Raw genomic sequence first — 20,419 nt, 5'->3', positions numbered from 1 at the left:
GCGACTGCTTGCGGTGATATAAGCGACCATGTGACCATGACCACAATGGAAGACCTGCGGGGCAAGGTGGCGGTCGTGACCGGCGGGGCCGGGGGCATCGGCCGGGCCATGGGCCGCCGTTTCGGCCGCGAGGGCATGAGGGTGGTGCTGGCCGACGTCCTCGCCGAACCCCTCGAGGAGGCGACCCGGGCGCTCGCGGACGAGGGCATCGAGGCCGCCGGGGTTCTCACCGACGTCACCGACTATTCCTCGGTCGAGTCGCTGGCCAAGGAGGCGGTCTCGCGCTTCGGCGCGGTCCACGTGGTGTGCAACAACGCCGGCACCGGCGGCGTCTCCGAGGGCTACATGTGGGAGCACGACCTGGCCGACTGGCGCTGGGGGATCGACGTCAACGTGCTCGGCGTCATCCACGGCATCAAGGCGTTCGTGCCGCTCCTGCTCGAGCAGGGCGAGGGACACGTGGTCAACACCTGTTCGGGCAACGGCGGGTTCGCCCCGATCGCCCGGGGCGCCATGGGCGGACCGGCCACCGCGGTCTACCCGATGACCAAGGCGGCAGTGCTCTGCCTCACCGAGAGCCTCTACACCCACCTGGAGATGGCGGGGAAGGGCGTCCGGGCGCACGTCCTGTTCCCCGGCGGCTTTTTGAACACCGGCATCTGGGAGTCGTGGCGGCATCGCCCGGAGCGCTACGCCGCGACCCAGCAACGTCACACGCCCGAGCAGACACTGGACAAGGTCGTGGCCCGCTTCGAGGCCGCCGGCGCGCACGTCGAGTTCACCCCGCTCGAGACCGTCGCCGACCAGGTGGTGGAGGGGATTCGCGCGGACCGCTTCTGGATGATGGGCCCGCCCACCCCGGCCGATCAGGTGGTGAGCGCCAAGGCGGCCTCGATCCTTTCCCGCGGCGCGCCCGACTACCTCGTCGACGTCCTCGGGCGGCACGCCGAAAACAGTGAAGGAGGAAAGCGTTGAACACCAACGTCATTCGCTACGGTCCTCGCCCGCCCGAGGCGCAGGTGGACCACGAGATCGATGCCACCAAGGCGCCCATCGCCACCGAGGCGGTGACCGTCACCTACCTCACCGATCCGGAGATCGTCGCGGCCGTGCTGCCCCGCCCGCTGCAGCCCGCGGCCGAACCACTGGTGCGCATCCAGCTGCAGCGGGTGCGGATCGAGGGCATGGCGCCCTTCGGTTCGGCGGTGTTCTCGGTGACCGCCCGGCACGGCGAGGTCGAGGGCGACTACCCGCTCTTCATGCCCCAGTCCACCGAGCAGTCGGTCACCGGCGGGCGCGAAACGTTCGGCGAGCCAAAGAAATTGGCCCGCATCGAGGTGGAGCGCGACGGCGATCGCGTCACCGCCACCGTGGACCGGCTGGGCTATGCGCTCATCAGGCTGAGCGGACAGATCACCGGCCCGGCGGAGTTGCCCCCCGACCAGGTGAACACCGAGTTCTACTTCAAGTTCCTGCGGGCCCCCGACGGCAGCGGCATCACGGACCCCCACCTGGTTTATGGCGAGTACCACCGCCACTACGAGCTGCTGGAGAACATCGACGGAACCCTCGAGCTGGGGGAGTCGCCGTTGGATCCGGTGGCCGACATCGTCGTTCGTCAGGTCAGGTCGATCACCTGGTGTCGGCGGCGCACCGTCCAGGTGGGCCGGATCGCGGCGCGGGTGCCGCAGGAGTGGCTGCTGCCCTACGTGCACCAGCGCTACGACGACGTCGCCCTGCTCGCCGCCCCGAGGCCCGAGCCGGCGCGGGCGTAGCGCATGGACCGCTACACCGTCATTTCGGCCGACTGCCACGCCGGCGCCGACCTGCTCGCCTACCGCGAGTACCTCGATCCGCAGTACCGGGACGAATTCGACGGCTGGGCAAAGACATACGTCAACCCGTTCGGTGATCTCACCGAGCCCGAGGCCGAGCGCAACTGGAACAGCGATCGGCGCAACGCCGACCTGGATTCCGAAGGCATTGCGGGGGAAGTCATTTACCCCAACACCGTGCCACCGTTCTTTCCCCAGGCGAGCCTGGCCGCCCCGCCACCCGAGACGGCCCGCGAGCTCGAGCTGCGCTGGGCCGGCCTGCGCGCGCACAATCGCTGGCTCGCCGACTTCTGCTCCCTGTCGCCCGAGCGGCGCGCCGGGGTGGGCCAGATCCTGCTGCCGGACATCGACGAGGCCATCGCCGAGGTGGCGCAGATCGCCAAGCTGGGCCTGCGCGGCGGGGTGCTGCTGCCCGGGATCGCCCCGGGCACGGGCATTCCCGCGCTCTACGCCGAGCACTGGGAGCCGCTCTGGGCGGCGTGCGCGGAGGCCGGCGTGGTGGTCAACCACCACGGCGGCAACGCCGGGCCGAGCCCGACGGACGGGTGGGGCAGCTCGTTCGCGGTGTGGGTGTACGAGACGCACTGGTGGGCGCATCGTGCGTTGTGGCACTTGATCTTCAGCGGCGCGCTGGATCGCCATCCGGACCTCACCGTGGTCTTCACCGAGCAGGGCGCGGGGTGGATCCCGGCGACCCTCGACTCGCTCGACGTGGCGGCGGCCCGCTACGGGCGGGAGAACTCGGCGATCGCCCGGTTCGCCGGGCCCACCGCCGGCTCGCTGAGCCTCAAGCCGAGCCAATTCTGGGCCCGCCAGTGTTACGTCGGCGCCAGTTTCATGCGTCCCGTCGAGTGCGCCGAGCGGCACCGCATCGGCGTCGACCGCATCATGTGGGGAAGCGACTACCCGCACTACGAGGGCACCGCCCCCTACACGCGGGAAGCGTTGCGCCACACCTTCTCCCGCGTTCCGGCCGAGGAGGTGGCGGCCATTTTGGGCGGGAACGCGGCCGCCGTGTACGGCTTCGACCTCCAGGTTCTCGCGCCGCTCGTCGAGCGGATCGGCCCGACCGTGGCCGAGGTCGCCGAGCCGCTGGACACCGTGCCCGCCGACGCGCGCAGCACCGTCTTCGAACCCGACCCCATCCGTGCCTGGTAAGGAAGGACCGCCCGTGAACCCCTACATCATCATCTCCGCCGACACCCACGCCGAACTCCCGACCGAGCGGTACCGCGAATACGTCGACCCCGAGTACCGCGAGGACTTCGAGGCCTACCTGGCCGAGAAGACCGCCGCGGCGCAGGCCGGCGGATTCATCGACGAGGAGTTCGCGCAGGAGTGGTTCTCCGAGCACGGCGACGGCATCGCCGGGGGATGGGACGTCGGCCTGCGCGACAGGGAACTCGACGGCGATGGGGTGGTCGGCGAGGTCATCTTCCCCGACGCCGACGCCGTGACCGGCGTGGCCGGCGCCCCGTTCGGCGCCGGACTGGGCCAGTCGGGCGACCTCGACCCGGGGCGCGCCATGGCCGGGGCGCGGGCCCACAACCGCTGGCTGGCCGAACTGTGCAGCCACAGCCCCGAGCGGCGCGCAGGGGTGGCGGTGGTGCCGATACTGGCCGACGTCGACGCGGCGGTCGCCGAGATCACCCGAGCGGCGGAATCCGGACTGCGCGGCGGGATCCTGATTCCCGCGCGCTGGGTCGGCTACCCGCCGTATCACGATCGTCGCTACGACAAGGTCTGGGCCGCCTGTCAGGACCTGCAGATGCCGATCCACACCCATTCCGGTCCCGCCCCGCAGGAGGAGTACGGCGGGCACCTGGGCATCTACGTGACCGAGGTGCGCTGGTGGGGCGCCCGGCCCCTGTGGTTCGCGCTGTGGTCGGGCGTGTTCGAGCGCTTCCCCGGGCTGCGCTGGGGGGTCACCGAGTGCGGCGCGTTCTGGGCCAACGATCTGCTCTGGCTGATGGACACGCGGTATCTGCGTGAGCACTCGGCCAAGAAGATGAGCCATCTGATGGAGGGCGACCTGACGATGCCGCCGTCGGCCTACTTCGACCGGAACTGCTTCATCGGGGCCACCACCACCGAGCGCCGGGAGCTGGCGCGCCGCTACGAGATCGGCGTATCGAACATTTTGTGGGGCAACGACTTTCCCCATCCGGAGGGTACCTGGCCGCACACCCGCGACTGGCTGCGCCGCTCCTTCTGGGACATTCCCGTCGAGGAGACCCGCCAGATGCTGGGGCTGGCGGCGGCCGAGGTCTACAACTTCGACCTCGGGGCCCTCGCCTCGCTGGCCGAGCGCATCGGCCCGACCCCCGAGGACCTCGGCCAGGACGATGCGGTCAGCATCCCCAAGTGGGAGGCGGCACGACAGGTCGGACGCCACTGGCTGACGGACGCGGAGCCGATTCCCGATCTCGTGCAGAACTGAATAGTTCCAGGGTCTCGGCGCGTTACTCCGGCGCGCCGCGTGGGCGGTATTCCGTTGCGGCGCAGCGTATCTGATCGGCGCGTGAGGCCGCCGCATCCGCGAATGCGCTTGCGTGGCCGCCGAAGGCATTGCCAGCCGTGAAAGGATGGCGATGATGACCACGGTATCTGCGGAATTACCCGTTGCACCGGTGCTGATGGGTTGAGCGTGCCCCTGAAACGCGTTGACGAACTGAAGCCCGGAGACAGGATCCGCATGAAGGTCGGGCACGCCACCGTCGTCGCGACGGAACCCCTCGACGACGACCGCACTATGCTCACCTTTACCTACGGGACCAAAGCCCCCGCCGACAGCAGCCTCACCGTGGACGTCCTCGACGATGACGACTGGGGTTGGTAAGCGAGAAGCCCATGCCGCGTGGGGTTTTCGCGGGGCCGAGGCGCCAGTGGCGGTTGGCCCCTCAGCCGCCCCGCAACTCGCTCACGGCTCGGGTGGCGGTGCCGGTGGGTTGTCCCAGCTTCCCGGCGTGCCGGCGGGCACCTGCATTCCGAGCCAGTTGCACGGCATCATCGATCGCCACGCGATGAACGCGCACTGCTGTTCGGGTGTCAACGGGCTAGGCCCCGCGCAGGGCGGCGTTCCCGCCGTCCCGCATATCGGGTCGGCCGCGGCGGGTGGTGACGCGGCGAATGTGGCGACGGCGATCATCGGCGCGATGGCCGTGATGAATGTGGTGACGAAACGTCGGGTGCGATGCATGGCCACCTCGAATCTGTAGCTCCGTGCGCAGATCGTAACCCCAGGCTCCGGCGCCGGGTGGCCGTTTGAGTGCACCCGGGCGAGCCCGGGAATCGGAGGGCATCGGCCACGGCGGAGCACGGCGGTGACTTGCGGCGCGTCGCCGGATGTAGCTAACTTGGACGACCCCCGGTTGGGGGTAGCGTCATAGCTGGTGTGGAGAATTATCAGCTAGGTTTTCGGGCGGAGCGATGCAGCTGAAGTGGCTCAGCGTGGCCGATCTGATCGCCCGGGCCGGTGGAGACCCCTGGGCGATCAACCAGAGCCTGCAGGCGGGCAGCCCGGCTCAGATTTCGAGCCTGGCGGAAGCCTTCCACGGCGCGGGTCGGCACACGGCCGAAGCCGACCACGCCTTTGAGCAAGCCCGGAAGCGCTTTGATGCGGCCTGGAACCACCAGAATGGCGATCACCCGATCAACGACTCCGCTGAAGTGCAGCGGGTCATCAAATCCCTGGGTGCGCAATCCGAGCAGTTACCCAAGATCGGTAGCGATCTGGAGAACATCGCCGCCGCGTTGGCCGAGGCGCAGAACGCCGGAGCTCAACGAATCTCCACGCTCGAACACGCGCTGCAGGGACTCGACCACATCATCGACGCGGCCCAGCACGATCTGCAATACGGCCACCCCGACGCGAAAACCCAGGCCTTTCTGAAGAAGCTGATCGACGACGCGAGGGCCGACGCGGCCGATGATGTCCGGGATGCTCTTGGCGACCTGGAGTCGACTCGTGACGGCTACTCGGCCACGCTGCAGAACTGTCTGGGCAATCTGCGCACCGATGGCTACGACCCGAACATCCTGGCGCCAGTTGACGCCGACATCCAGGTCCCGCCGCCGAACGCCAGTCCCGAGGACGTCAATCGCTGGTGGACATCCCTGACCCCCCAGCAGCGGCAGCGATTCATGGCCGAGCACCCCGACCAAATCGGCAACCTCAACGGCGTCCCCATTCTGGCGCGCAATGACGCCAACCTCACGGTGATGAACCAAGACCTCGACCGCGTGCGGGGCATCGCCAGCCGCAACGGTGTCTCGGTGGATGACGTGCTTCGCGACCCCGCGAAATTCGGTTTGTCGGCCACGGATGTGACCCGCTACCAGAACGCCAACGAGACCAAGCTAGGCCTCGACCACGACGCGGGAGACCCGCTTCACCCGAAACCGGTCTACCTATTCGCTTATGACCCAACGGCATTCGGCGGCAAGGGCCGTGCGGCGATCGCGATCGGCAACCCCGACACCGCCAAGAACACCGCGGTGATCGTGCCCGGTACCAGCAGCAGCGTGAAAGGCGGCTGGCTACACGACGGCCACAACGACGCGATCAACCTGTTCGAACAGGCTAACGCCGCCGACCCCCATAACCCGACGGCGGTCATCGCGTGGATGGGCTACGACGCCCCCAACGGATTCGACGACGTCCAGCGCATCTCCACACCGGCGCTGGCTCGCGTGGGCAGTGCGTCGCTGGCCCAAGACGTCAACGGTCTGTGGGCGACGCACCTCGGGGCGGGCCAACATGTCACCGTCTTGGGCCACTCGTATGGTTCGACCACCGTCGCCGACGCCTTCGCCATGCACAACATGCACGCCAACGACGCCGTGCTACTGGGCTGCCCCGGAACCGACATGGCCCGCAGCGCCGAACAATTCCACCTCGACGGTGGACACGTCTTCGTGGGAGATGCCTCCACCGATCCGGTCGGCATGCTCGGACATCTCGACGGCGCGAGCAAGAAACTCTTCGGCGAGAACTTCTTCGGCACTAACCCCAGCCTGGGTACCGACCCCGCGGTCGACGGGTTCGGGTCGGTGCGCTTCCGCGCCGAGGTCCCCGGCTCCGATGGCATCAATCCCCATGACCACTCGTACTACTACCACCGGGGCAGCGAAGCCCTCTATGGCATGTCCGACATCGTCTCCGGCCATGGTGACCAACTACAAGCCGACGGCATGACCGCCGATCACCGCCATTCGTTGGGTGGCGTACAGGTCAGGATCCCCGGCCTACCCCCGGTCACCATCGGCCCGCACACGCCTGCCGTCATCGACCCGGAGTGGGAGCGGTCGCCAGGATCTATTACCGACAACCATGTTTTCGATGCTCAACACCACCATTGAGGAACAACGTATGCCGTTGCGCCAAGCGCTGATCAGTTCGCTAGTGGTCGTCGCCGTGTTGTTAGGAGGATGCGCGCCAGTGCTACACAAACCACATGCCGCGGGATCGACGAATCCGTACGAGGATACGGCCCATCCCATGAGCGACGATCAGACCAAGGCGCAGGTGATCGAGCCGGCCAAGCAGATCGTCGCCGCCGCGAAGCTGGAGGGAGTCAGCGGGGCATTCTCCTTCGCCTCGTGCAACGACCAAGGGGATCCGCCGTTTCAGGGCACCGTCACGCTGAGCTTCCTGATCTACGGGGATCCCGATACGTATTTCCAGCAAGTACGCGCGGCGATGATCGCGCAGGGCTGGAACGAGGGGGCGCCACCGGGACAGCACTACCACGGCGCCTCGCTGAACAAAGACGGCGTGGCCGCCAGCATCAGCTACATGCCGTCCGACCACGCCTACGGGCAGATCATCCTCGATGGTCAGTGCCGAAACATGGGCAACCACAAGGGCGAAGGCCAATGGACCAACATCAACGATCAGTTGGCCGCGCGATAGCCTTCTTTGCCGAACGGCTGGTCAGGACCCGATAGGTGCCAGCACTGTGGGGCGCAACCTTGAATCCCTGCACCGATCACGCATAACGGGCAAATCTGTTGTGGGACAACACGAGAGGGGCTGCCAACCGCCAGAAATTCCTGGCCCTTCCGACCCTTCGGACCATTCGGCACGCTTGGTGGCGTCATTAACGAGGCGCGACAAGACACCTCGAGGGTGTGCCGGGAATCTCGGGGTAAGGGTTGGCCTGGCCAGTTGGCTGCCGCTGACGGATAATACGAGGTTATCCCGCATGAAAGGTAAGGAGTGATGACCGACACCGCTTCCACCACATCACGTACTCCCACCGGCCCGACGTGGACTCGCTGGCTTTACCGAATCCTCGCCATCGTCGGCATCGCCGTCGGCATCGTTGTCATCATCGCCGTCGTCTATCTCCTCTTCGCTAAGTCGGACTGCTGCTCCATGATGAAAGCGGACCCGCCGGCTGCCCAGTCGAAGGATTGCTGTGCCTCCATGATGAAAGACATGAAAATGCCGATGGAGAACAGGCCGAGCATGTCGCCGATGCCGAACATGCCCATGCCCGCTCGCGGCCGGTGAATGCCCTGGGGCCGGAGTCAGTCGGAACCTGAGCCGCCCACGATTTACGCGACTCGGCGGATATAACCCCCGCTGAAATGGCGGCACATATTCGACCGTCGCACGCTCAAGGCGGTTTCGTCGCGAGGTTGACTCGCTACGCAATTGCCCTCGGCGTCAAGGGGTCTTACGTGGTCGAGGTTCTTCAACATCTTTCAAACGGGGCACACCTTTCGTGGGTAGTCAGCCGGTTCTTGTGTTGCCGGCAACCGCCATCGCCAGGGAAATCACCCATCCGATGAACGTCCACCCGAGAAAGACGTTGATCACAGCTATCGAGCCAGTATTGGGGGAGCTCCTATATGCGGCGACGATTGTCGGCAAAAAGTAGAAGCCGAGGGTCAGAGCGGTGAGTGCCACGAACACCAAAACTTGAGGAACCGAAATGTCGCCGCTATCGCTAAAGAATATCCCCTTGAATAGGAAGACGGCCCACGCGGCGGCGATTGCGACAATCACCCACCCGGCGATGGCCACGGCTCTCTCCATACGCATCCTTGATCACTCCTTATCTCGCTTCTTTCGCGAGGCGCGGCGGTAAATCGCTCCACTGATGACCGTTAACCAGCCCGCACACTCCGGTGGCGATTCGGATGCACACTATCCCCGAACCGCCTCTCGCAGCGGGGATTTTTCACAATTTGCGGTGTGAGGATCGGCCCGAGCCCCTACGCTCACAAACCATGCACCGGATGAACACTATTGGCCGGAGAGTATCACCCATAATCATGATCGTTGCGGCGGCCAGCGGCGCGCTGGCCGCGCCCGCCAACGCAGCACCACAAGTGGGTACGCCGTGCCCCCGCCCCGCAGAAATCCAGTTAGTCCAGCGTGGCGGCCCATACCTTATCTGCGCCGTAAGCACCGCACCCGGTTCACCGCCACCAGCCTGGCAGACCTACAACGACCCGAACGTGATCGCCGCAGGACTAAAAGGCGACCTCGGCGACCCATGCACCCCAACACCAGACGGACCGGTCGCGTTTGCGTTTGACCACACACCCGGCCGGGACGGGATGTATTTGGCGATCTGCCACGGCAATTGGGTTCCATTCCGGCCATGAACGGGCCAGACCGAACAGGAGCAAGCAAGACCATGACATTTCGTCAGCCCTTGACAACCGTGAGCGTCGCGGTGGCTGTAGTCGCACTCAGTGCCTGTGTACCGACACCCGACAAGAATTACCACGGGTCAGTGAGTGGCAATGATATGCCCGGGAGCACCATTTCCACCCCTTCGGTGCAGGCTTACCCGGTCACCCTTTCCGGCACCGGCGAACAGGTCAAGACAGCCGACTTGGTAGCTCACGGTTACACCGTCGCCTATCAGGCATCCAGTTGGACAATGATCGTGCAACCGGTGCAAGCCGACGGCAGCGATGGCCCCCTCGTGCTAAACGCCATAGGGCAGGACTCATCCAGTGGTGTTTCCGGCACCACCACCTACCGCGCTACTGGGCGGACCACGTTTCACATATCCAACACCCAGGGGCCGTGGACCCTGACGTTCACGCCGCTGGGATGAGCGGCATCTCGCGTTGTAGCCGAGCCCGCAGAACGCCGGGCCGACTCTCAACTCAGTCACCAACGGGTGCAGTGACGCATCACCTTCGCCTGACCTGAGACCAGCACGGCAGATATTTGGTTCGCTACCGTCTGGAATTAAGAAGGCGAGCCTTCAGATCCTGAAATTCGGCGTTTGTTAGGACGCCACTCGCGCGCAAGTCAGCCAGTTTCTTCAGCTCATCCGCGACGGACGCCGTACCCCCGCGGGCGCTGGATTGCCCAAACATCGGATTGTCCCGAAAGATCTTTTCGCTATCTTCAACTTGATTGACGCCTAAGTCGGTGAGAATCGCCAAAGTGGTTTCATGGCCCAGGATTTGGAGATTTCGGTCATACCACCTCTTGCCTTTGCTGACAGTGAACCCAGTGACGTCTTGTACGCGGAGCTTGAAGATGGTGCTGAGACCCTTGATGTACTCGACAGTTCCGTCACTATGCACATATATCGAGCCGAACCCGAGCCCAAGGTTGTGCCGCACGCGGTCCGGACCGGTCAACCTGCGACTCCTTCGAACAGTTTGTGATAGCGACCAACTTCTATCAAAGCACGCCAATGCTGGGATGCTTTTGGATGGCTAGGGTCTCGACCAGGCAGACGCTAGCGGTGTCGCAGTCAGGCAAATTTCGCGCGTGACCGATTGGCGCTCCTTGCTGTGCGGCAACTCATCCAAGCGATATTTGACCGGGGCTGAGGTAGTCCGACCTGCTGGTCGATCTGCCACTGGGGCGGCTTGGTGCCGGGCATTCGATGGCCGCTTGTCGTGCTGGCTAGCTGCGCCCATCGCTTTAAGCTGGACGGATGGAGCACCGGCCTCAGTACACCTCAGCTCGCGCGTGGGCCGACAAGGGGCCGCCGACGAAATGGGAAGACCTCGACGAGGAAACGCGTACTCGGATTACGCAAGAGCTGACTGTGATCAACCAGCAGCTGACCGAGATGGTAGAGCCTGTAATTGAGTCGATTACAACTACGGTCTTACCGTTAATTCGGAACTACGCAGACTTCATGCCATCGGTGGCGAAGATCGCCGAAAGCATTGCGGGCGTCGGCGGTTTCGTTCGCCGATGGGTGCCGAATTGGTCGCCCGAGGTTGACCCTGAGAAGGCCTGGGCTATTACGCAGGAGGGCATCCCCTTGGCGTTTGTACCTCGCCGCCAGATCGTCGATGAATTAGTTGCTGCTGACGACCGCGACGAACGTCGTGAGATCGTGCTTCGGTCGAAAGAACTGATCCTCGATGATTGTCGGGCGGCGCTTGTGCTGGACGAGGGCGACCGGATACCGGAGTCGATAGCAATGCTGCTGCCGCTGCTCGTCGAGGTCTTCGACGTATTGGAGGCTGGGTACACGGCTTCCGCTTGTGCGCTCGGAAGCAGTGTCATCGACTCCGCATTGCGCAGGACCAACAAGGGTAAGAAGTTTGATTACAACAGGACGCGCGAGATGTCGATCGCGACGAAACTACAGGAAGCCATCGCCAAGAACGACTTTCGCGTCTGTTTGGCCTTTCAGCCATTGCACTCCCTGTTGGAACCCTGGGAACCGGGCAGGCCCTTACCGTCGATGCCATCGCGACACGTCATGGCTCACTGGTTGGAACTGCAGCACGCATCGGAGACGGATGCGATTATCGTCGCAATGGCGGCCACAAGCTTGTTCCTAGGGCTGGTCGAGCGTGGGGTTATTGCTGAACTGATCAACGAAGCGTCCTGACGCCATTGAGTGGACTGCAGCCAAGCGCGACTGCTGCGTTCGGCCCCGGTTTAGGCGCAGTAATCGAGGTGCCTACGCCGACCTGCACCCAGCGCACTAGCGGCTCTGCCCCTCCACGCTTGGAGACGACACCAGTCCCCTCGGAAAAACAACGGATCTGTGGCGCCTGAGCCGAGACGGGCGGTGCCGGCCGGCTGGTCGACGTCGTGGTCTGGTCCAGCTGTCGGCGCTCATGCGACACTGCCAACGTGGATGAACAACAAGCTGAAGCAATCAGGTAGGCGTGTAGCGCAATCGCTACCGGGAAGCCGATCGCCGAAGGCGACCTGCGGCTCTACGGCGTCGACGACGCCCGTGGCCCGGTCAGGTTCATCAACTGGTTGATCGCCGTTGCGGGCGCCCTCCTCGACAAAATGGGTGGTGACCGAGTAGCGAATATTAACGCCGCGCAGCAATCCTTGCGCGGCTAGCACTCCGGCGCCGCGGTGTGTAAGCACGGGAATGTCGCGGGCAAGTGCCATGCTTGGCGGGTGACGCGTCGCCCCGAGTTCATCCAAGCCGTGTGTGAGGACTCGTTGGCAGATCCCGGCGACCGCAACCCGTACGCCGGCCGTTCGCTGGTCCTCGCGAAACTCTGGATGCGCGGCTACCGCCGAATGCTGCAGGTTCGGATCCAGACCGGGCCGGCTATGAGGAAGTACCTCGCCGTGCGGGCCCCGGTGGAACAGTCGTCGAATTGACTACGGCACCAACCGGGCCGGACGTGTTGTTGGCGCCCACCGACCGGCGTCATCACTGTGCGATATGGCCCTCGGTGGCGGTCGGCCCTAGGTCCACTTGGTGGGCCGCGTGAACTGCTTACTTGTGGCGGCGTCGACCACGATCGGCGGGAGTTGGCTGTTTCGGATCTTGCCCATGCCGACGTGAAATGAGCGGGGCATCAAGGTCTTGAGCTCATTGCAGACCCGCTTCGGAGGGAACGCAGCGGCAACGAACGGGTTCGGGTTGAGTTGCCGCGCCAGCCGAACCCCGGGAGCGAGGTCGCTGTCGGCCGAAATGATCAGCGCTGCGTCGGTCAGCTTGTTGGCGGCGTCGGCGACCAGGTTGATGGCGATGTTGACGTCAGTCTCTTTTTCCTCGTAGGCCCGCCATGTGTTGCCGCACTTGAGGCACTTCTTGTTCTTCTGCTGGTATCGGCCTTGGACGACCTCAAGCACGCCGGGGTTCTGCGCCGTGAGCGCGGCAAGGTAACGCTGCTGCCTCGCCAGACCACGGGGATCGTTGAGGACCGGTGCGGTGAAGTACATCACCTTAATCAGTGTGCTCTGCGGCCTGAGACTCTGCGCGAGAGCGACTACATCAAGCCACAGATGTTTACAACCGGACGCCTCGTGCAGCCCGTGGTACAAATTGAAGCCGTCGACGTAGACGGCCAGCGTGTCAGCCACGGCAACCACCACGCCCATCGCCACGCCCCAGGTGGGGAATGACTTCACCTTGTAGATCGGTTATAGTGTTCACGTAACCCCGCCACCGTCCTCGGACGGTTGGCCCGACGGCCCTTCTTCGGAAGGGCCGTTTTTGTTGGTATTGCCGTCCAGCTCGTTGATCTGGTGTTTCTCTGCGTAATCGGCGAGCTTGTCGACGATCTCGTAGAAGAAGTTGCGGTCCTCACCGCGCAGGTTGAGCGGGTTGACGTTGACCGTCAACGACATGGTGCCGCCTGTTTGCAGCTTGACGCTCGTCTCGTACTCGGACTTGAGCGGCGCCGAGGTATTGCGGGGCTCGGCCGCGTTCCCGACGCTGCTGCTGGTGGTCCATTTCTTTGGGGTTTTGCGCTTCTGACCTGGCGAGCCCGACCCTGCGCGGGTGCTCGGGAAGTGCGGGCTGAGCGGGATTTCGGCACGCCGTGCTGCATGCAGAAAGAACGTCACGGCCTTCCGTCGGGTGTCGGCGCCGTCGACTCCATAGGTGTCGCGGAAGCATTCATGCAGCTGCTGCTCGGTGCCGTTTTGGGAGGAGACGTTGAGCGCGTCGGCGTAGTACTTCTCGACCAGCACACGCAGGTACTCCTTGCGGGCTACCTCGTCAGCGGTAGCGAATTCCACAAACTCTGGCTGGACCTTGCGGTCGTCGTCGATCAGACCGAAGGTGCGCAGCGTGGCCATCAGATTAACCTGATCAGAGCCGGATTTCGTGCCCATAAGAGACCGGTCAATCGCTGGCGGCAGCGGATGTGCAGCCAGCTCGCCGACGAAGTTCCAGAGCGTGGCGAACGGCAGGTAGGGCGGCTTGAAGCCGCCGCGGCCTTCCTCGGTCATGTCGCAAATCCTTCCCTGCGCCCGGATTGGCAGAGAGTCACTTTACATGCCACAAGCGCATGCCACAAGACATGCCGCAACAGATTTTTCTTTACCAGCGCGCTGGCATGCGTCACGCTCTGCACTATGAGCATTCACGCAGGTATGAGGGTGCAGGTCACGACCGCAAGCGGCGAACAGGTGTCGATGATCTCGGTGAGCGACGTGGTGCCTGGCAGAGATATGCCAGTGGTGTGGGTGTCTTCGGTCGACGAGTACCGGGTGTCTCGCGACGCCGCATACCGAACGCCCTGGCCATCGCAGTACGTAAAGCCTGATGAGGCGGGCTCCTGAGCTATTGCGTCAGCGCCGACATCATCGCGGCTCGTAGCTCGTCGTCAACAGCGGTGTACCGCTCGGGTGGTCGCGACGCTGGAATGTCCGAGCAGTTTGCACGGCGCGGAGGTTGCGGGATCCGCGGTAGGCCCTGGTGGCGAACCGGTTGCGCAGAGAGTGCGCCGACCAGTGGCCGGAAAGTGCGCCGGCCATCAGCTTGCCGACCCACCGCGGCGACAGGTGCCCGCCGTCGTCGCCGGGAAACAGGTAGGCGGCGTCACCGTCGCCGGTGATCGCTGCGGCCAGGTCGTCGCCGAGCGGCACAACGCGGAGCTTGCCGCCCTTGTCGTGAACGAGAAGCTCGGCGCCGGCCGGCCCATGAATGAGGTCGCGGCGATGCACGCGCGCTGTCTCGGCCCGGCGAAGACCAGCTTCGGCCGCAAGCCTGAGCATCAGGCGCACCCGCGGATCCACACCAGGCCCGGGGCGGGCCCCGGCGCCGGCGCAGCCGCACGTATCACCGGAAGGTCCGCGGCCGGGTTCCTCGACAGGTCGCCGGCGCGGTGCACCCACCCGAAGAACGACACGGCCGTGTTGCGGTGACTGCGGCGCGTCTCGATGCTCCACGATTGCCGGCCGAACCACGCGAGGTTGGCGGCCGTTGTGACCCGCGCCGGCGGGCACCTGAGCCCGCGCGCCATGGAAACCAGATGCCCGCGGCGGGTGGCGATCGTGGCCGGCGACCGGCCCGCGCCCGCCAGGTACTCCACGACCAGGCCCGCCCACGCCGGCGAAAATGGGCGCGGCGGAGGGCCGCTCATCGCGACTCGATCAGCGTTGCGGCGATATCGAGAGCGCGAGCCACGCCGGCGCGGTCCTCGCACGGCCAGCGGCCAGCACGCACGGCCGACGCGCGGGACCGCATCGAGCCGGCCGGAATGCCCCGCAGGCAGGCATCGAAGCTCAGCGCGGCGACCAACATCTCGCCGTCGTCGATGGCAGGGCGGCGAATACTCCCGCGGCTTCGAGGTCCGCAAGGATTGCATCGGTGTGCGTTATGCGGTGAAGCTAACAGCATAGAAATCGAATTGCCAAGGGCTGCACGGGGAGTCGTACATATGTCGCTATCAGCGCAAATGTCGAAATCGGGCGTATGTCTGGGTTGGTGCAAATGTCGCGTTCGGCCCGCGCTCAACCGAGGATGCTGCGAGCCCCCGAGTCCGCGCGTCGAAGGAGTTTCGTCGACCACGACGGTCGAGGCAGCATCGGGCGGGGTTCGAAATCGGCTCTGCGCGACCACTTCTGCATGAAGCCGCGCGGCGTTCAGATCATATCTAGGTCACGCGGCGCGGATTTCAGCACAAAACCGCAGGTAGAACATGGTGCGCGATACTGGGATTGAACCAGTGACCTCTTCCGTGTCAGGGAAGCGCTCTCCCGCTGAGCTAATCGCGCCGGGGAAACCAAAAGCTTGGAGGTGGAGACGGGAATCGAACCCGTGTGCACGGCTTTGCAGGCCGTTGCCTCACCACTCGGCCACTCCACCGTTGGGGTCCACGCCACTTGCACCTTCGAGCGGATGACGGGATTCGAACCCGCGACCCTCACCTTGGCAAGGTGATGCGCTACCAACTGCGCTACATCCGCGCGCCTCGGACGAGATCGTCGCCCGGTGCGAAGCACGACGATAGTCCACGTGAGCGGGCACATACAAATTTCTTGGTACGAGCCGTGTCTAGGCTATCGCGTCGCGCCCGGCATGCCGATGCGGCCGGTATCGTCGGGGTCTGCACGTGCTAGTCTTCGACGTCGTTCGCCATCTCGGCGCCGGTCCCGTGGCTCAGTGGGAGAGCGTCCGCTTCACACGCGGAAGGTCGCTGGTTCGATCCCAGCCGGGACCACACATCGACCCAGGTCACTGAGCAGTTGGCCCCCTGATCCACCTGCGCTTCCTCGCCTTCTCGCGGGATAGCGTCCTGACCCCAACGATGTTTCCTGGTCCTGATAGCGGCCCGCTTGGTGCGCCGCGTCGGGTTAACCGCTCGGCGAGACGAAGTCGCCGCCAGAAGCCCCGAGGCCACGCTGCCCTTGCCGGAATGCGCCCGCTGGGCCACCATGAACCGCGTGAGTAAGGTAACCCTAACTACCGAGCTGCCGATCCCCGCCGAGACCGCGGCCGCCCTGGCGCGCAAGCCCGAGCTGATGCGCCATGTGCTGAGCCCCGTGCTGCGGATCTACCGCCTCGACGTCCCCGAGCGCATCGAGGTCGGCACCCAGGGATCGGCGCGGTTCTGGTGGTTCGGCGTGATCCCCGCCTGGACCCACCACCTCACCATCAAGCGCCTGGAGCCGACCGAGATCTACACCAACGAGCACGGGGGACCGGTCCGCACGTGGAACCACCGCCTGACGTTTGAACCCATCGACGAGCGCAGCTGCCGCTACACCGACGAGATCGAAACCGACGACGGCCTGAATGGCGTACTGACCCGCGCCTTCGTCCGGCTCATGTTTCGCCACCGGCATCGGCGATGGCGAAAGCTCGCGCACATCCTGCGATAACGCGAGCGGCTTCGCGAAAAGCCGGCATCCATCAACGAATAGCGCTTCCGGTCCGAACGACTACTACCCGCCCGCGCGACGGGTACAGCTGTAGAGGACGACTCACAGCAACAGAGGAAGGGATCATGGGAGACACGGCTCGAGATCCGCTCGAGCATCAACGGTCCAGCCGCCCACGGGTTGGCCAAGCCCTGAAAAATCCCGCCAAAGCCCCGGGTTTGCTTCTGGTGGGCACCGAGAGCCGCGGCCGGCCCTGAAACCGCATTCGGGGTGGCGCCCGGCCCCGCGGATACTGTAAGAGCTACAGTAGCGGCGCCGACCCGAGAGGAGCCCCGTGGCGCAGAACCCTTCGACTCCGCCGAACACCCCCCGCCCTCCCGAGGGAGACTGGCTGGGCACGCCCTATCTGCGCTTCGAGCGCCAGGGACCGATCGCGGTGTGCACCATCGACCGCCCCGACGCGCGCAACGCCCTGAGCCCCGCGATGTACTTCGGAATCCGTTATGCCGTCGGACGTCTCAACGAGGACCCGGACCTGGCCGGGCTGGTGCTCACCGGAACCGGCGATGTCTTCGCGCCCGGCGGCGACATGGGTGGCGGGGGAGGCGAGGACAACTGGATCACGTTCGGCTCGGCACTGGGCATGGACGTGACGCCGTTCGACGCGGTGCGCACCTCGGCCAAGCCCATCGTGTCCGCGGTCAACGGGCTGTGCCAGGGCGGCGGATTCCAGATCGCGCTGTGCAGCGACCTGTCGGTGGTGAGCGATCGGGCGACCTTCCGGGTGCCCGAGTTGTTCCGCGGCTACGCAGACACCTACTACAGCCAGATGCTCACCCGCGTCATCGGCCCGGTGCGCACCCGCGACCTCATGTTCACCGGACGAGTGCTGACCGCGGTCGAAGCCCTCGACTGGGGCCTGGTCAGCCGGGTGGTGCCGCACGAGGGCCTGCTGGACGCGGCGAAAGACCTACTCGCGCAATGCTGTCGGACCGCGCCGCGCGCCCGCGGCGTCATCAAGTCCAGCATCGACAGTTACCTGGGCCTGTATGACCGGATCGGCATGACCTCCAGCCTGTCCGACGCCGAGGCCATCGAGGGCTTCCGCTCGTTCAAGGAACGCCGCTCGCCCGACTGGGTGCATCCGGAACTGCGCGTCGAGGGACGCCTATAACTCGATCCAGTCCCCGTGGGGCGCAACCTTGAGCAGGCTGCTGATGCCGGCCTGATCGAACGCGGCGACGAATTCGTCGACGCCCTCGCTGAAGTGGGCCCAGCCGTCGACGTGGGCTGGGATCACCGCCTTGGCGCCGAGCACCTCGGCGGCGGCCGCCGCGCGCGCCGCGGTCAGCGTCAACGGCCGCCCGCGCTCCTTGGTGGGCACGCTCGCCGCGCCGGCGAACAGCACCGCGATGTCGACCTGCCCGACCCGGTCGGCGACGTCCTTGACCGCGCTCATCGAGGCGTTGTCGCCGCTGAGGTACACCGTCGGCAACCCGGGCCCCGACAGCACAAAGCCGGTCACCTCGCAGTTGATGTGGCCGCCGTCGTCCCGTTGCCCGTCGGCGGGGCCGTGCACGGCCGGAACCGCTTGCGCGGTAAGCGATCCGGTCCCACCGCCAAGCTCATGGGATTCCCAGGGCGCCAACCCGACCGCGGGCGGGCCCAGCCGGCCGGCCGCCCCGGGATGGGTGAGCAGCAGCGGCGCGGCCAGCGCCATGCGCCGGCCGTCGTCGTCGAAGTTGTCGGGATGCTGGTCGTGGCTGACCAACACCGCATCCACCGGGCCCAGGGCTTCGGCGCTCACCGCGGGACCGGTCAGCTTGGTCAGGTAGGCGTACACCCCGGGCGGGTCGAAGGTCGGGTCCATCACGATCCTGCGGCCCGCGATGTCGATCACCGTCGTCGGGCCGCCCAGCACACTGATCGCGCAGTCACGCCGCCGCGCGTCCACACGGCCGCTCATATTCCGCGGGACCGGTCTCGCCAAAACGGTTCCCGCAGCTGCGTTTTGAGGATCTTCCCGCTCGCGTTGCGGGGGAGCTCCGACACGAAATCCACGGTGCGTGGGCATTTGAAGCCCGCCAGATGCTGGCGACAGAATTCGATGATGCCGGCGGGATCGGCCTCGCCGTCGGCCACCACGATCGCCTTGACCGACTCTCCCCAGAAGTCGTCGGGCACCCCGATCACCGCGGCATCGGCCACGGCGGGATGCTCGATGAGCACGCTTTCCACCTCGGGGCCGTACACGTTCTCACCGCCGGTGATGATCATGTCCTTCAGCCGGTCCTCGATGTAGACGTACTCGTCGGCGTCGAGGCGCCCGACGTCGCCGGTGCGCACCCAGTCGTCGGCGGTGATCGTCTCGGCGGTCGCCTCCGGGCGGTTGAGGTACCCGGTCATGTTCTGGTTGCTGCGCACCCACACCTCACCGGACTGTCCGGGCGGCAACGAGGCGCCCGTCTCGGGGTCGACGATGCGAATCTCGCAGCCCAGCACCGCCTTTCCGGCCGAGAGTTGCAATTCGGGTCGCGCCGAATCGCGGTGGTCGGCGTCGGACAGGGCCGTCACCGCGCCGCACAGCTCGGTCTGCCCGTACACCTGCACGAATTTCGTGTCCGGCCACGTCGCCAGCGCCCGATGCAGCAACGGCAGCGGCATCGGCGCCGCGCCGTAGACGATGTAGCGCAGGCCGGCGATGGCGGCGGTCGCCGCCTCACCCGCCTGCAGGAACCGGGCGATCACCGGCGGCACGAAGAACGCGTGGGTGGCGCCGGCGCGCACCGCGCCGATCAGCGTCGCGGCATCGGGTTCGCGGGTCAGGAAAGTCGGTGCGCCCGAACGGATCCCGAACAGCGCGTAGCCGATCCCGCCCACATGGAACAGCGGCATGGCGACCAGGTTCGCGTCCCCGTCGGCGAACGGGAACGCCGGCGCGAGGTTCGCCGCGTGATTGACCAGCGCGCGCTGGCTGAGCAGCACGCCCTTGGGCCGTCCGGTGGTGCCCGAGCTGTAGATCACCAGCGCGGTCTCGTTCGGGTCGAGCCCCGCGTCGGCCTCGGCCGGTGACGCCGCGGCGAGCAACGATTCGTACTCCTCGCCGACCTCGATGATGCGTTCCAGGCCGGGTACCCGCTCGGCGGCCGCCTCGGCGGCGGCGCGCAGCTCGGCGCCGGCCAGCAGCACGCGGGCCCCGCTGTCGGCGAGCACGTGGACGAGCTCGTCGCCGATCACCCGCCAGTTGACGACGGTGGTGACCACGCCGATGGAGGCGCCGGCGATCAGCACCTCGAGGCAGGCGGGATGGTTCTTGTCCAGGAACGCCACGCACTGGCCCCGCTCGATCCCGGCGTCGCGCAGCACCCCCGCGGCGCGACGGATCCGCGAGCTCCAGTCGGCCCACGACCACTGGCGCTCGCCGTAGCGGATCGCGATCGCCTCGGGCCGCTGCAGGGCGTGTCGTTCGACGATCCCGGCGAGCGTCTCCGCCGTGTCGGTTTGTGGCATGAACCCCTCCGCGTTCGATGTGTTCCACTCGGTAATACGG

General features: G+C 65.8%; 24 protein-coding genes and 4 tRNA genes. 14 read left to right on the top strand and 14 right to left on the bottom strand.

Annotated features, from left to right (window positions below; genetic code table 11):
• Positions 1-45 precede the first annotated feature (45 nt).
• The 5 genes from P6281_RS17230 to P6281_RS17210 all read left to right on the top strand — a co-directional run bounded on the left by P6281_RS17230 (position 46) and on the right by P6281_RS17210 (position 4,674).
• A complete protein-coding gene (locus tag P6281_RS17230) occupies positions 46-975 on the top strand; it encodes an SDR family NAD(P)-dependent oxidoreductase (protein ID WP_008258457.1) in 930 nt (309 codons plus the stop codon).
• Positions 972-1,775 carry an acetoacetate decarboxylase family protein gene (locus P6281_RS17225; protein WP_014385355.1) on the top strand — a complete coding sequence of 268 codons (804 nt, stop codon included), beginning with the start codon at positions 972-974 and terminating at the stop codon, positions 1,773-1,775. Before P6281_RS17230 ends, P6281_RS17225 begins: the two co-directional genes overlap by 4 nt.
• Positions 1,776-1,778: 3 nt before the next feature.
• Positions 1,779-2,993, top strand: coding sequence for an amidohydrolase family protein (locus P6281_RS17220; RefSeq protein WP_014942542.1), 1,215 nt, complete (start codon positions 1,779-1,781; stop codon positions 2,991-2,993).
• Between the two features lie 13 nt (positions 2,994-3,006).
• Entirely contained in the window at positions 3,007-4,275 is a 1,269-nt protein-coding gene (locus tag P6281_RS17215; protein WP_008258454.1) for an amidohydrolase family protein, read from the top strand.
• Between the two features lie 255 nt (positions 4,276-4,530).
• On the top strand, positions 4,531-4,674 hold the full coding sequence (locus P6281_RS17210; RefSeq protein ID WP_014942541.1) for a hypothetical protein: 144 nt from the start codon (positions 4,531-4,533) through the stop codon (positions 4,672-4,674).
• 81 nt (positions 4,675-4,755) lie between these two features.
• Here the strand turns inward: P6281_RS17210 and P6281_RS17205 are convergent, their stop codons facing one another.
• Positions 4,756-5,040 carry a hypothetical protein gene (locus tag P6281_RS17205; protein ID WP_193375509.1) on the bottom strand — a complete coding sequence of 95 codons (285 nt, stop codon included), beginning with the start codon at positions 5,038-5,040 and terminating at the stop codon, positions 4,756-4,758.
• A gap of 224 nt (positions 5,041-5,264) precedes the next feature.
• Between P6281_RS17205 and P6281_RS17200 the strand changes: the two genes are divergently transcribed.
• The 3 genes from P6281_RS17200 (at position 5,265) to P6281_RS17190 (ending at position 8,352) form a co-directional block, all read left to right on the top strand.
• Positions 5,265-7,196, top strand: a complete 1,932-nt coding sequence (locus P6281_RS17200; protein WP_201408108.1) for a putative alpha/beta hydrolase — start codon at positions 5,265-5,267, stop codon at positions 7,194-7,196.
• Positions 7,177-7,749, top strand: coding sequence for a hypothetical protein (locus P6281_RS17195; protein ID WP_043955130.1), 573 nt, complete (start codon positions 7,177-7,179; stop codon positions 7,747-7,749). The genes P6281_RS17200 and P6281_RS17195 overlap by 20 nt, the downstream gene beginning before the upstream one ends.
• Positions 7,750-8,058: 309 nt before the next feature.
• Positions 8,059-8,352 (top strand): hypothetical protein, encoded by a 294-nt coding sequence (locus tag P6281_RS17190; protein ID WP_192579397.1) that lies wholly within the window; start codon positions 8,059-8,061, stop codon positions 8,350-8,352.
• Between the two features lie 222 nt (positions 8,353-8,574).
• On the opposite strand, the gene P6281_RS17185 is transcribed toward P6281_RS17190, so the two are convergent.
• The gene (locus tag P6281_RS17185; RefSeq protein ID WP_201408107.1) at positions 8,575-8,868 is read right to left on the bottom strand and encodes a superinfection immunity protein; all 294 of its coding nucleotides are present in this window, start codon (positions 8,866-8,868) and stop codon (positions 8,575-8,577) included.
• A gap of 619 nt (positions 8,869-9,487) precedes the next feature.
• Here P6281_RS17185 and P6281_RS17180 point away from each other — a divergent pair.
• Entirely contained in the window at positions 9,488-9,916 is a 429-nt protein-coding gene (locus P6281_RS17180) for a hypothetical protein (protein WP_201408106.1), read from the top strand.
• 124 nt (positions 9,917-10,040) lie between these two features.
• On the opposite strand, the gene P6281_RS17175 is transcribed toward P6281_RS17180, so the two are convergent.
• Positions 10,041-10,454 carry an SHOCT domain-containing protein gene (locus P6281_RS17175; protein WP_236591170.1) on the bottom strand — a complete coding sequence of 138 codons (414 nt, stop codon included), beginning with the start codon at positions 10,452-10,454 and terminating at the stop codon, positions 10,041-10,043.
• Between the two features lie 302 nt (positions 10,455-10,756).
• Between P6281_RS17175 and P6281_RS17170 the strand changes: the two genes are divergently transcribed.
• Positions 10,757-11,671, top strand: coding sequence for a hypothetical protein (locus P6281_RS17170; RefSeq protein WP_201408105.1), 915 nt, complete (start codon positions 10,757-10,759; stop codon positions 11,669-11,671).
• Positions 11,672-11,901: 230 nt separating this feature from the next.
• Here P6281_RS17170 and P6281_RS17165 read toward each other — a convergent pair whose 3' ends face one another.
• Positions 11,902-12,192, bottom strand: coding sequence for a hypothetical protein (locus P6281_RS17165; protein ID WP_201408104.1), 291 nt, complete (start codon positions 12,190-12,192; stop codon positions 11,902-11,904).
• A 9-nt stretch (positions 12,193-12,201) separates the two neighbouring features.
• On the opposite strand from P6281_RS17165, the gene P6281_RS17160 reads away from it, so the two are divergent.
• A complete protein-coding gene (locus P6281_RS17160) occupies positions 12,202-12,411 on the top strand; it encodes a ribosome modulation factor (RefSeq protein ID WP_201408103.1) in 210 nt (69 codons plus the stop codon).
• A gap of 87 nt (positions 12,412-12,498) precedes the next feature.
• Here the strand turns inward: P6281_RS17160 and P6281_RS17155 are convergent, their stop codons facing one another.
• From P6281_RS17155 to P6281_RS17120, 8 genes are all read right to left on the bottom strand, one after another.
• Positions 12,499-13,167, bottom strand: coding sequence for an NYN domain-containing protein (locus P6281_RS17155; RefSeq protein WP_324738451.1), 669 nt, complete (start codon positions 13,165-13,167; stop codon positions 12,499-12,501).
• A gap of 21 nt (positions 13,168-13,188) precedes the next feature.
• On the bottom strand, positions 13,189-13,992 hold the full coding sequence (locus P6281_RS17150) for a hypothetical protein (RefSeq protein ID WP_324738450.1): 804 nt from the start codon (positions 13,990-13,992) through the stop codon (positions 13,189-13,191).
• Positions 13,993-14,346: 354 nt separating this feature from the next.
• Positions 14,347-14,760 carry a tyrosine-type recombinase/integrase gene (locus P6281_RS17145; protein ID WP_236591168.1) on the bottom strand — a complete coding sequence of 138 codons (414 nt, stop codon included), beginning with the start codon at positions 14,758-14,760 and terminating at the stop codon, positions 14,347-14,349.
• Positions 14,760-15,128, bottom strand: coding sequence for a hypothetical protein (locus P6281_RS17140; RefSeq protein ID WP_236591167.1), 369 nt, complete (start codon positions 15,126-15,128; stop codon positions 14,760-14,762). The genes P6281_RS17145 and P6281_RS17140 overlap by 1 nt, the downstream gene beginning before the upstream one ends.
• Positions 15,125-15,289: a hypothetical protein gene (locus P6281_RS17135; RefSeq protein ID WP_201408101.1), complete on the bottom strand. Its 165-nt coding sequence runs from the start codon at positions 15,287-15,289 to the stop codon at positions 15,125-15,127. Before P6281_RS17135 ends, P6281_RS17140 begins: the two co-directional genes overlap by 4 nt.
• Positions 15,290-15,687: 398 nt before the next feature.
• A tRNA-Val gene (locus P6281_RS17130) sits at positions 15,688-15,762 on the bottom strand.
• A gap of 17 nt (positions 15,763-15,779) precedes the next feature.
• A tRNA-Cys gene (locus P6281_RS17125) sits at positions 15,780-15,853 on the bottom strand.
• Between the two features lie 28 nt (positions 15,854-15,881).
• Positions 15,882-15,954: transfer RNA gene (locus P6281_RS17120), tRNA-Gly, on the bottom strand.
• Between the two features lie 182 nt (positions 15,955-16,136).
• On the opposite strand from P6281_RS17120, the gene P6281_RS17115 reads away from it, so the two are divergent.
• The 3 genes from P6281_RS17115 (at position 16,137) to P6281_RS17105 (ending at position 18,043) form a co-directional block, all read left to right on the top strand.
• Positions 16,137-16,208 (top strand) — tRNA-Val (locus P6281_RS17115).
• Positions 16,209-16,422: 214 nt separating this feature from the next.
• A complete protein-coding gene (locus P6281_RS17110; RefSeq protein WP_014385339.1) occupies positions 16,423-16,869 on the top strand; it encodes a hypothetical protein in 447 nt (148 codons plus the stop codon).
• Between the two features lie 334 nt (positions 16,870-17,203).
• A complete protein-coding gene (locus P6281_RS17105; RefSeq protein ID WP_009952039.1) occupies positions 17,204-18,043 on the top strand; it encodes an enoyl-CoA hydratase/isomerase family protein in 840 nt (279 codons plus the stop codon).
• On the opposite strand, the gene P6281_RS17100 is transcribed toward P6281_RS17105, so the two are convergent.
• Together P6281_RS17100 and P6281_RS17095 are read right to left on the bottom strand one after the other, a co-directional pair.
• Positions 18,038-18,823, bottom strand: a complete 786-nt coding sequence (locus tag P6281_RS17100) for an MBL fold metallo-hydrolase (protein ID WP_014942530.1) — start codon at positions 18,821-18,823, stop codon at positions 18,038-18,040. The genes P6281_RS17105 and P6281_RS17100 overlap by 6 nt on opposite strands.
• Positions 18,824-18,831: 8 nt before the next feature.
• The gene (locus P6281_RS17095; protein ID WP_201408088.1) at positions 18,832-20,379 is read right to left on the bottom strand and encodes an AMP-binding protein; all 1,548 of its coding nucleotides are present in this window, start codon (positions 20,377-20,379) and stop codon (positions 18,832-18,834) included.
• Positions 20,380-20,419: the final 40 nt, after the last annotated feature.

This window comes from Mycobacterium sp. 5-140-3-2, assembly GCF_035666375.1.
Classification (GTDB): Bacteria; Actinomycetota; Actinomycetes; order Mycobacteriales; family Mycobacteriaceae; genus Mycobacterium; species Mycobacterium intracellulare.
Note: the sequence above shows the minus strand (reverse complement) of the source record. Positions and strands in the feature narration are given on the sequence as shown.

Excerpts from the sequence above, each read along its gene's own strand:
- P6281_RS17220 (WP_014942542.1), top strand. The coding sequence starts at position 1,779 with ATGGACCGCTACACCGTCATTTCGGCCGACTGCCACGCCGGCGCCGAC.
- P6281_RS17140 (WP_236591167.1), bottom strand. The coding sequence starts at position 15,128 with ATGAGCGGCCCTCCGCCGCGCCCATTTTCGCCGGCGTGGGCGGGCCTG.
- P6281_RS17190 (WP_192579397.1), top strand. The coding sequence starts at position 8,059 with ATGACCGACACCGCTTCCACCACATCACGTACTCCCACCGGCCCGACG.
- P6281_RS17165 (WP_201408104.1), bottom strand. The coding sequence starts at position 12,192 with ATGGCACTTGCCCGCGACATTCCCGTGCTTACACACCGCGGCGCCGGA.
- P6281_RS17170 (WP_201408105.1), top strand. The coding sequence starts at position 10,757 with ATGGAGCACCGGCCTCAGTACACCTCAGCTCGCGCGTGGGCCGACAAG.
- P6281_RS17135 (WP_201408101.1), bottom strand. The coding sequence starts at position 15,289 with ATGTTGGTCGCCGCGCTGAGCTTCGATGCCTGCCTGCGGGGCATTCCG.
- P6281_RS17200 (WP_201408108.1), top strand. The coding sequence starts at position 5,265 with ATGCAGCTGAAGTGGCTCAGCGTGGCCGATCTGATCGCCCGGGCCGGT.
- P6281_RS17095 (WP_201408088.1), bottom strand. The coding sequence starts at position 20,379 with ATGCCACAAACCGACACGGCGGAGACGCTCGCCGGGATCGTCGAACGA.
- P6281_RS17230 (WP_008258457.1), top strand. The coding sequence starts at position 46 with ATGGAAGACCTGCGGGGCAAGGTGGCGGTCGTGACCGGCGGGGCCGGG.
- P6281_RS17195 (WP_043955130.1), top strand. The coding sequence starts at position 7,177 with ATGCTCAACACCACCATTGAGGAACAACGTATGCCGTTGCGCCAAGCG.
- P6281_RS17145 (WP_236591168.1), bottom strand. The coding sequence starts at position 14,760 with ATGCTCAGGCTTGCGGCCGAAGCTGGTCTTCGCCGGGCCGAGACAGCG.
- P6281_RS17210 (WP_014942541.1), top strand. The coding sequence starts at position 4,531 with ATGAAGGTCGGGCACGCCACCGTCGTCGCGACGGAACCCCTCGACGAC.
- P6281_RS17150 (WP_324738450.1), bottom strand. The coding sequence starts at position 13,992 with ATGACCGAGGAAGGCCGCGGCGGCTTCAAGCCGCCCTACCTGCCGTTC.
- P6281_RS17110 (WP_014385339.1), top strand. The coding sequence starts at position 16,423 with ATGAACCGCGTGAGTAAGGTAACCCTAACTACCGAGCTGCCGATCCCC.
- P6281_RS17180 (WP_201408106.1), top strand. The coding sequence starts at position 9,488 with ATGACATTTCGTCAGCCCTTGACAACCGTGAGCGTCGCGGTGGCTGTA.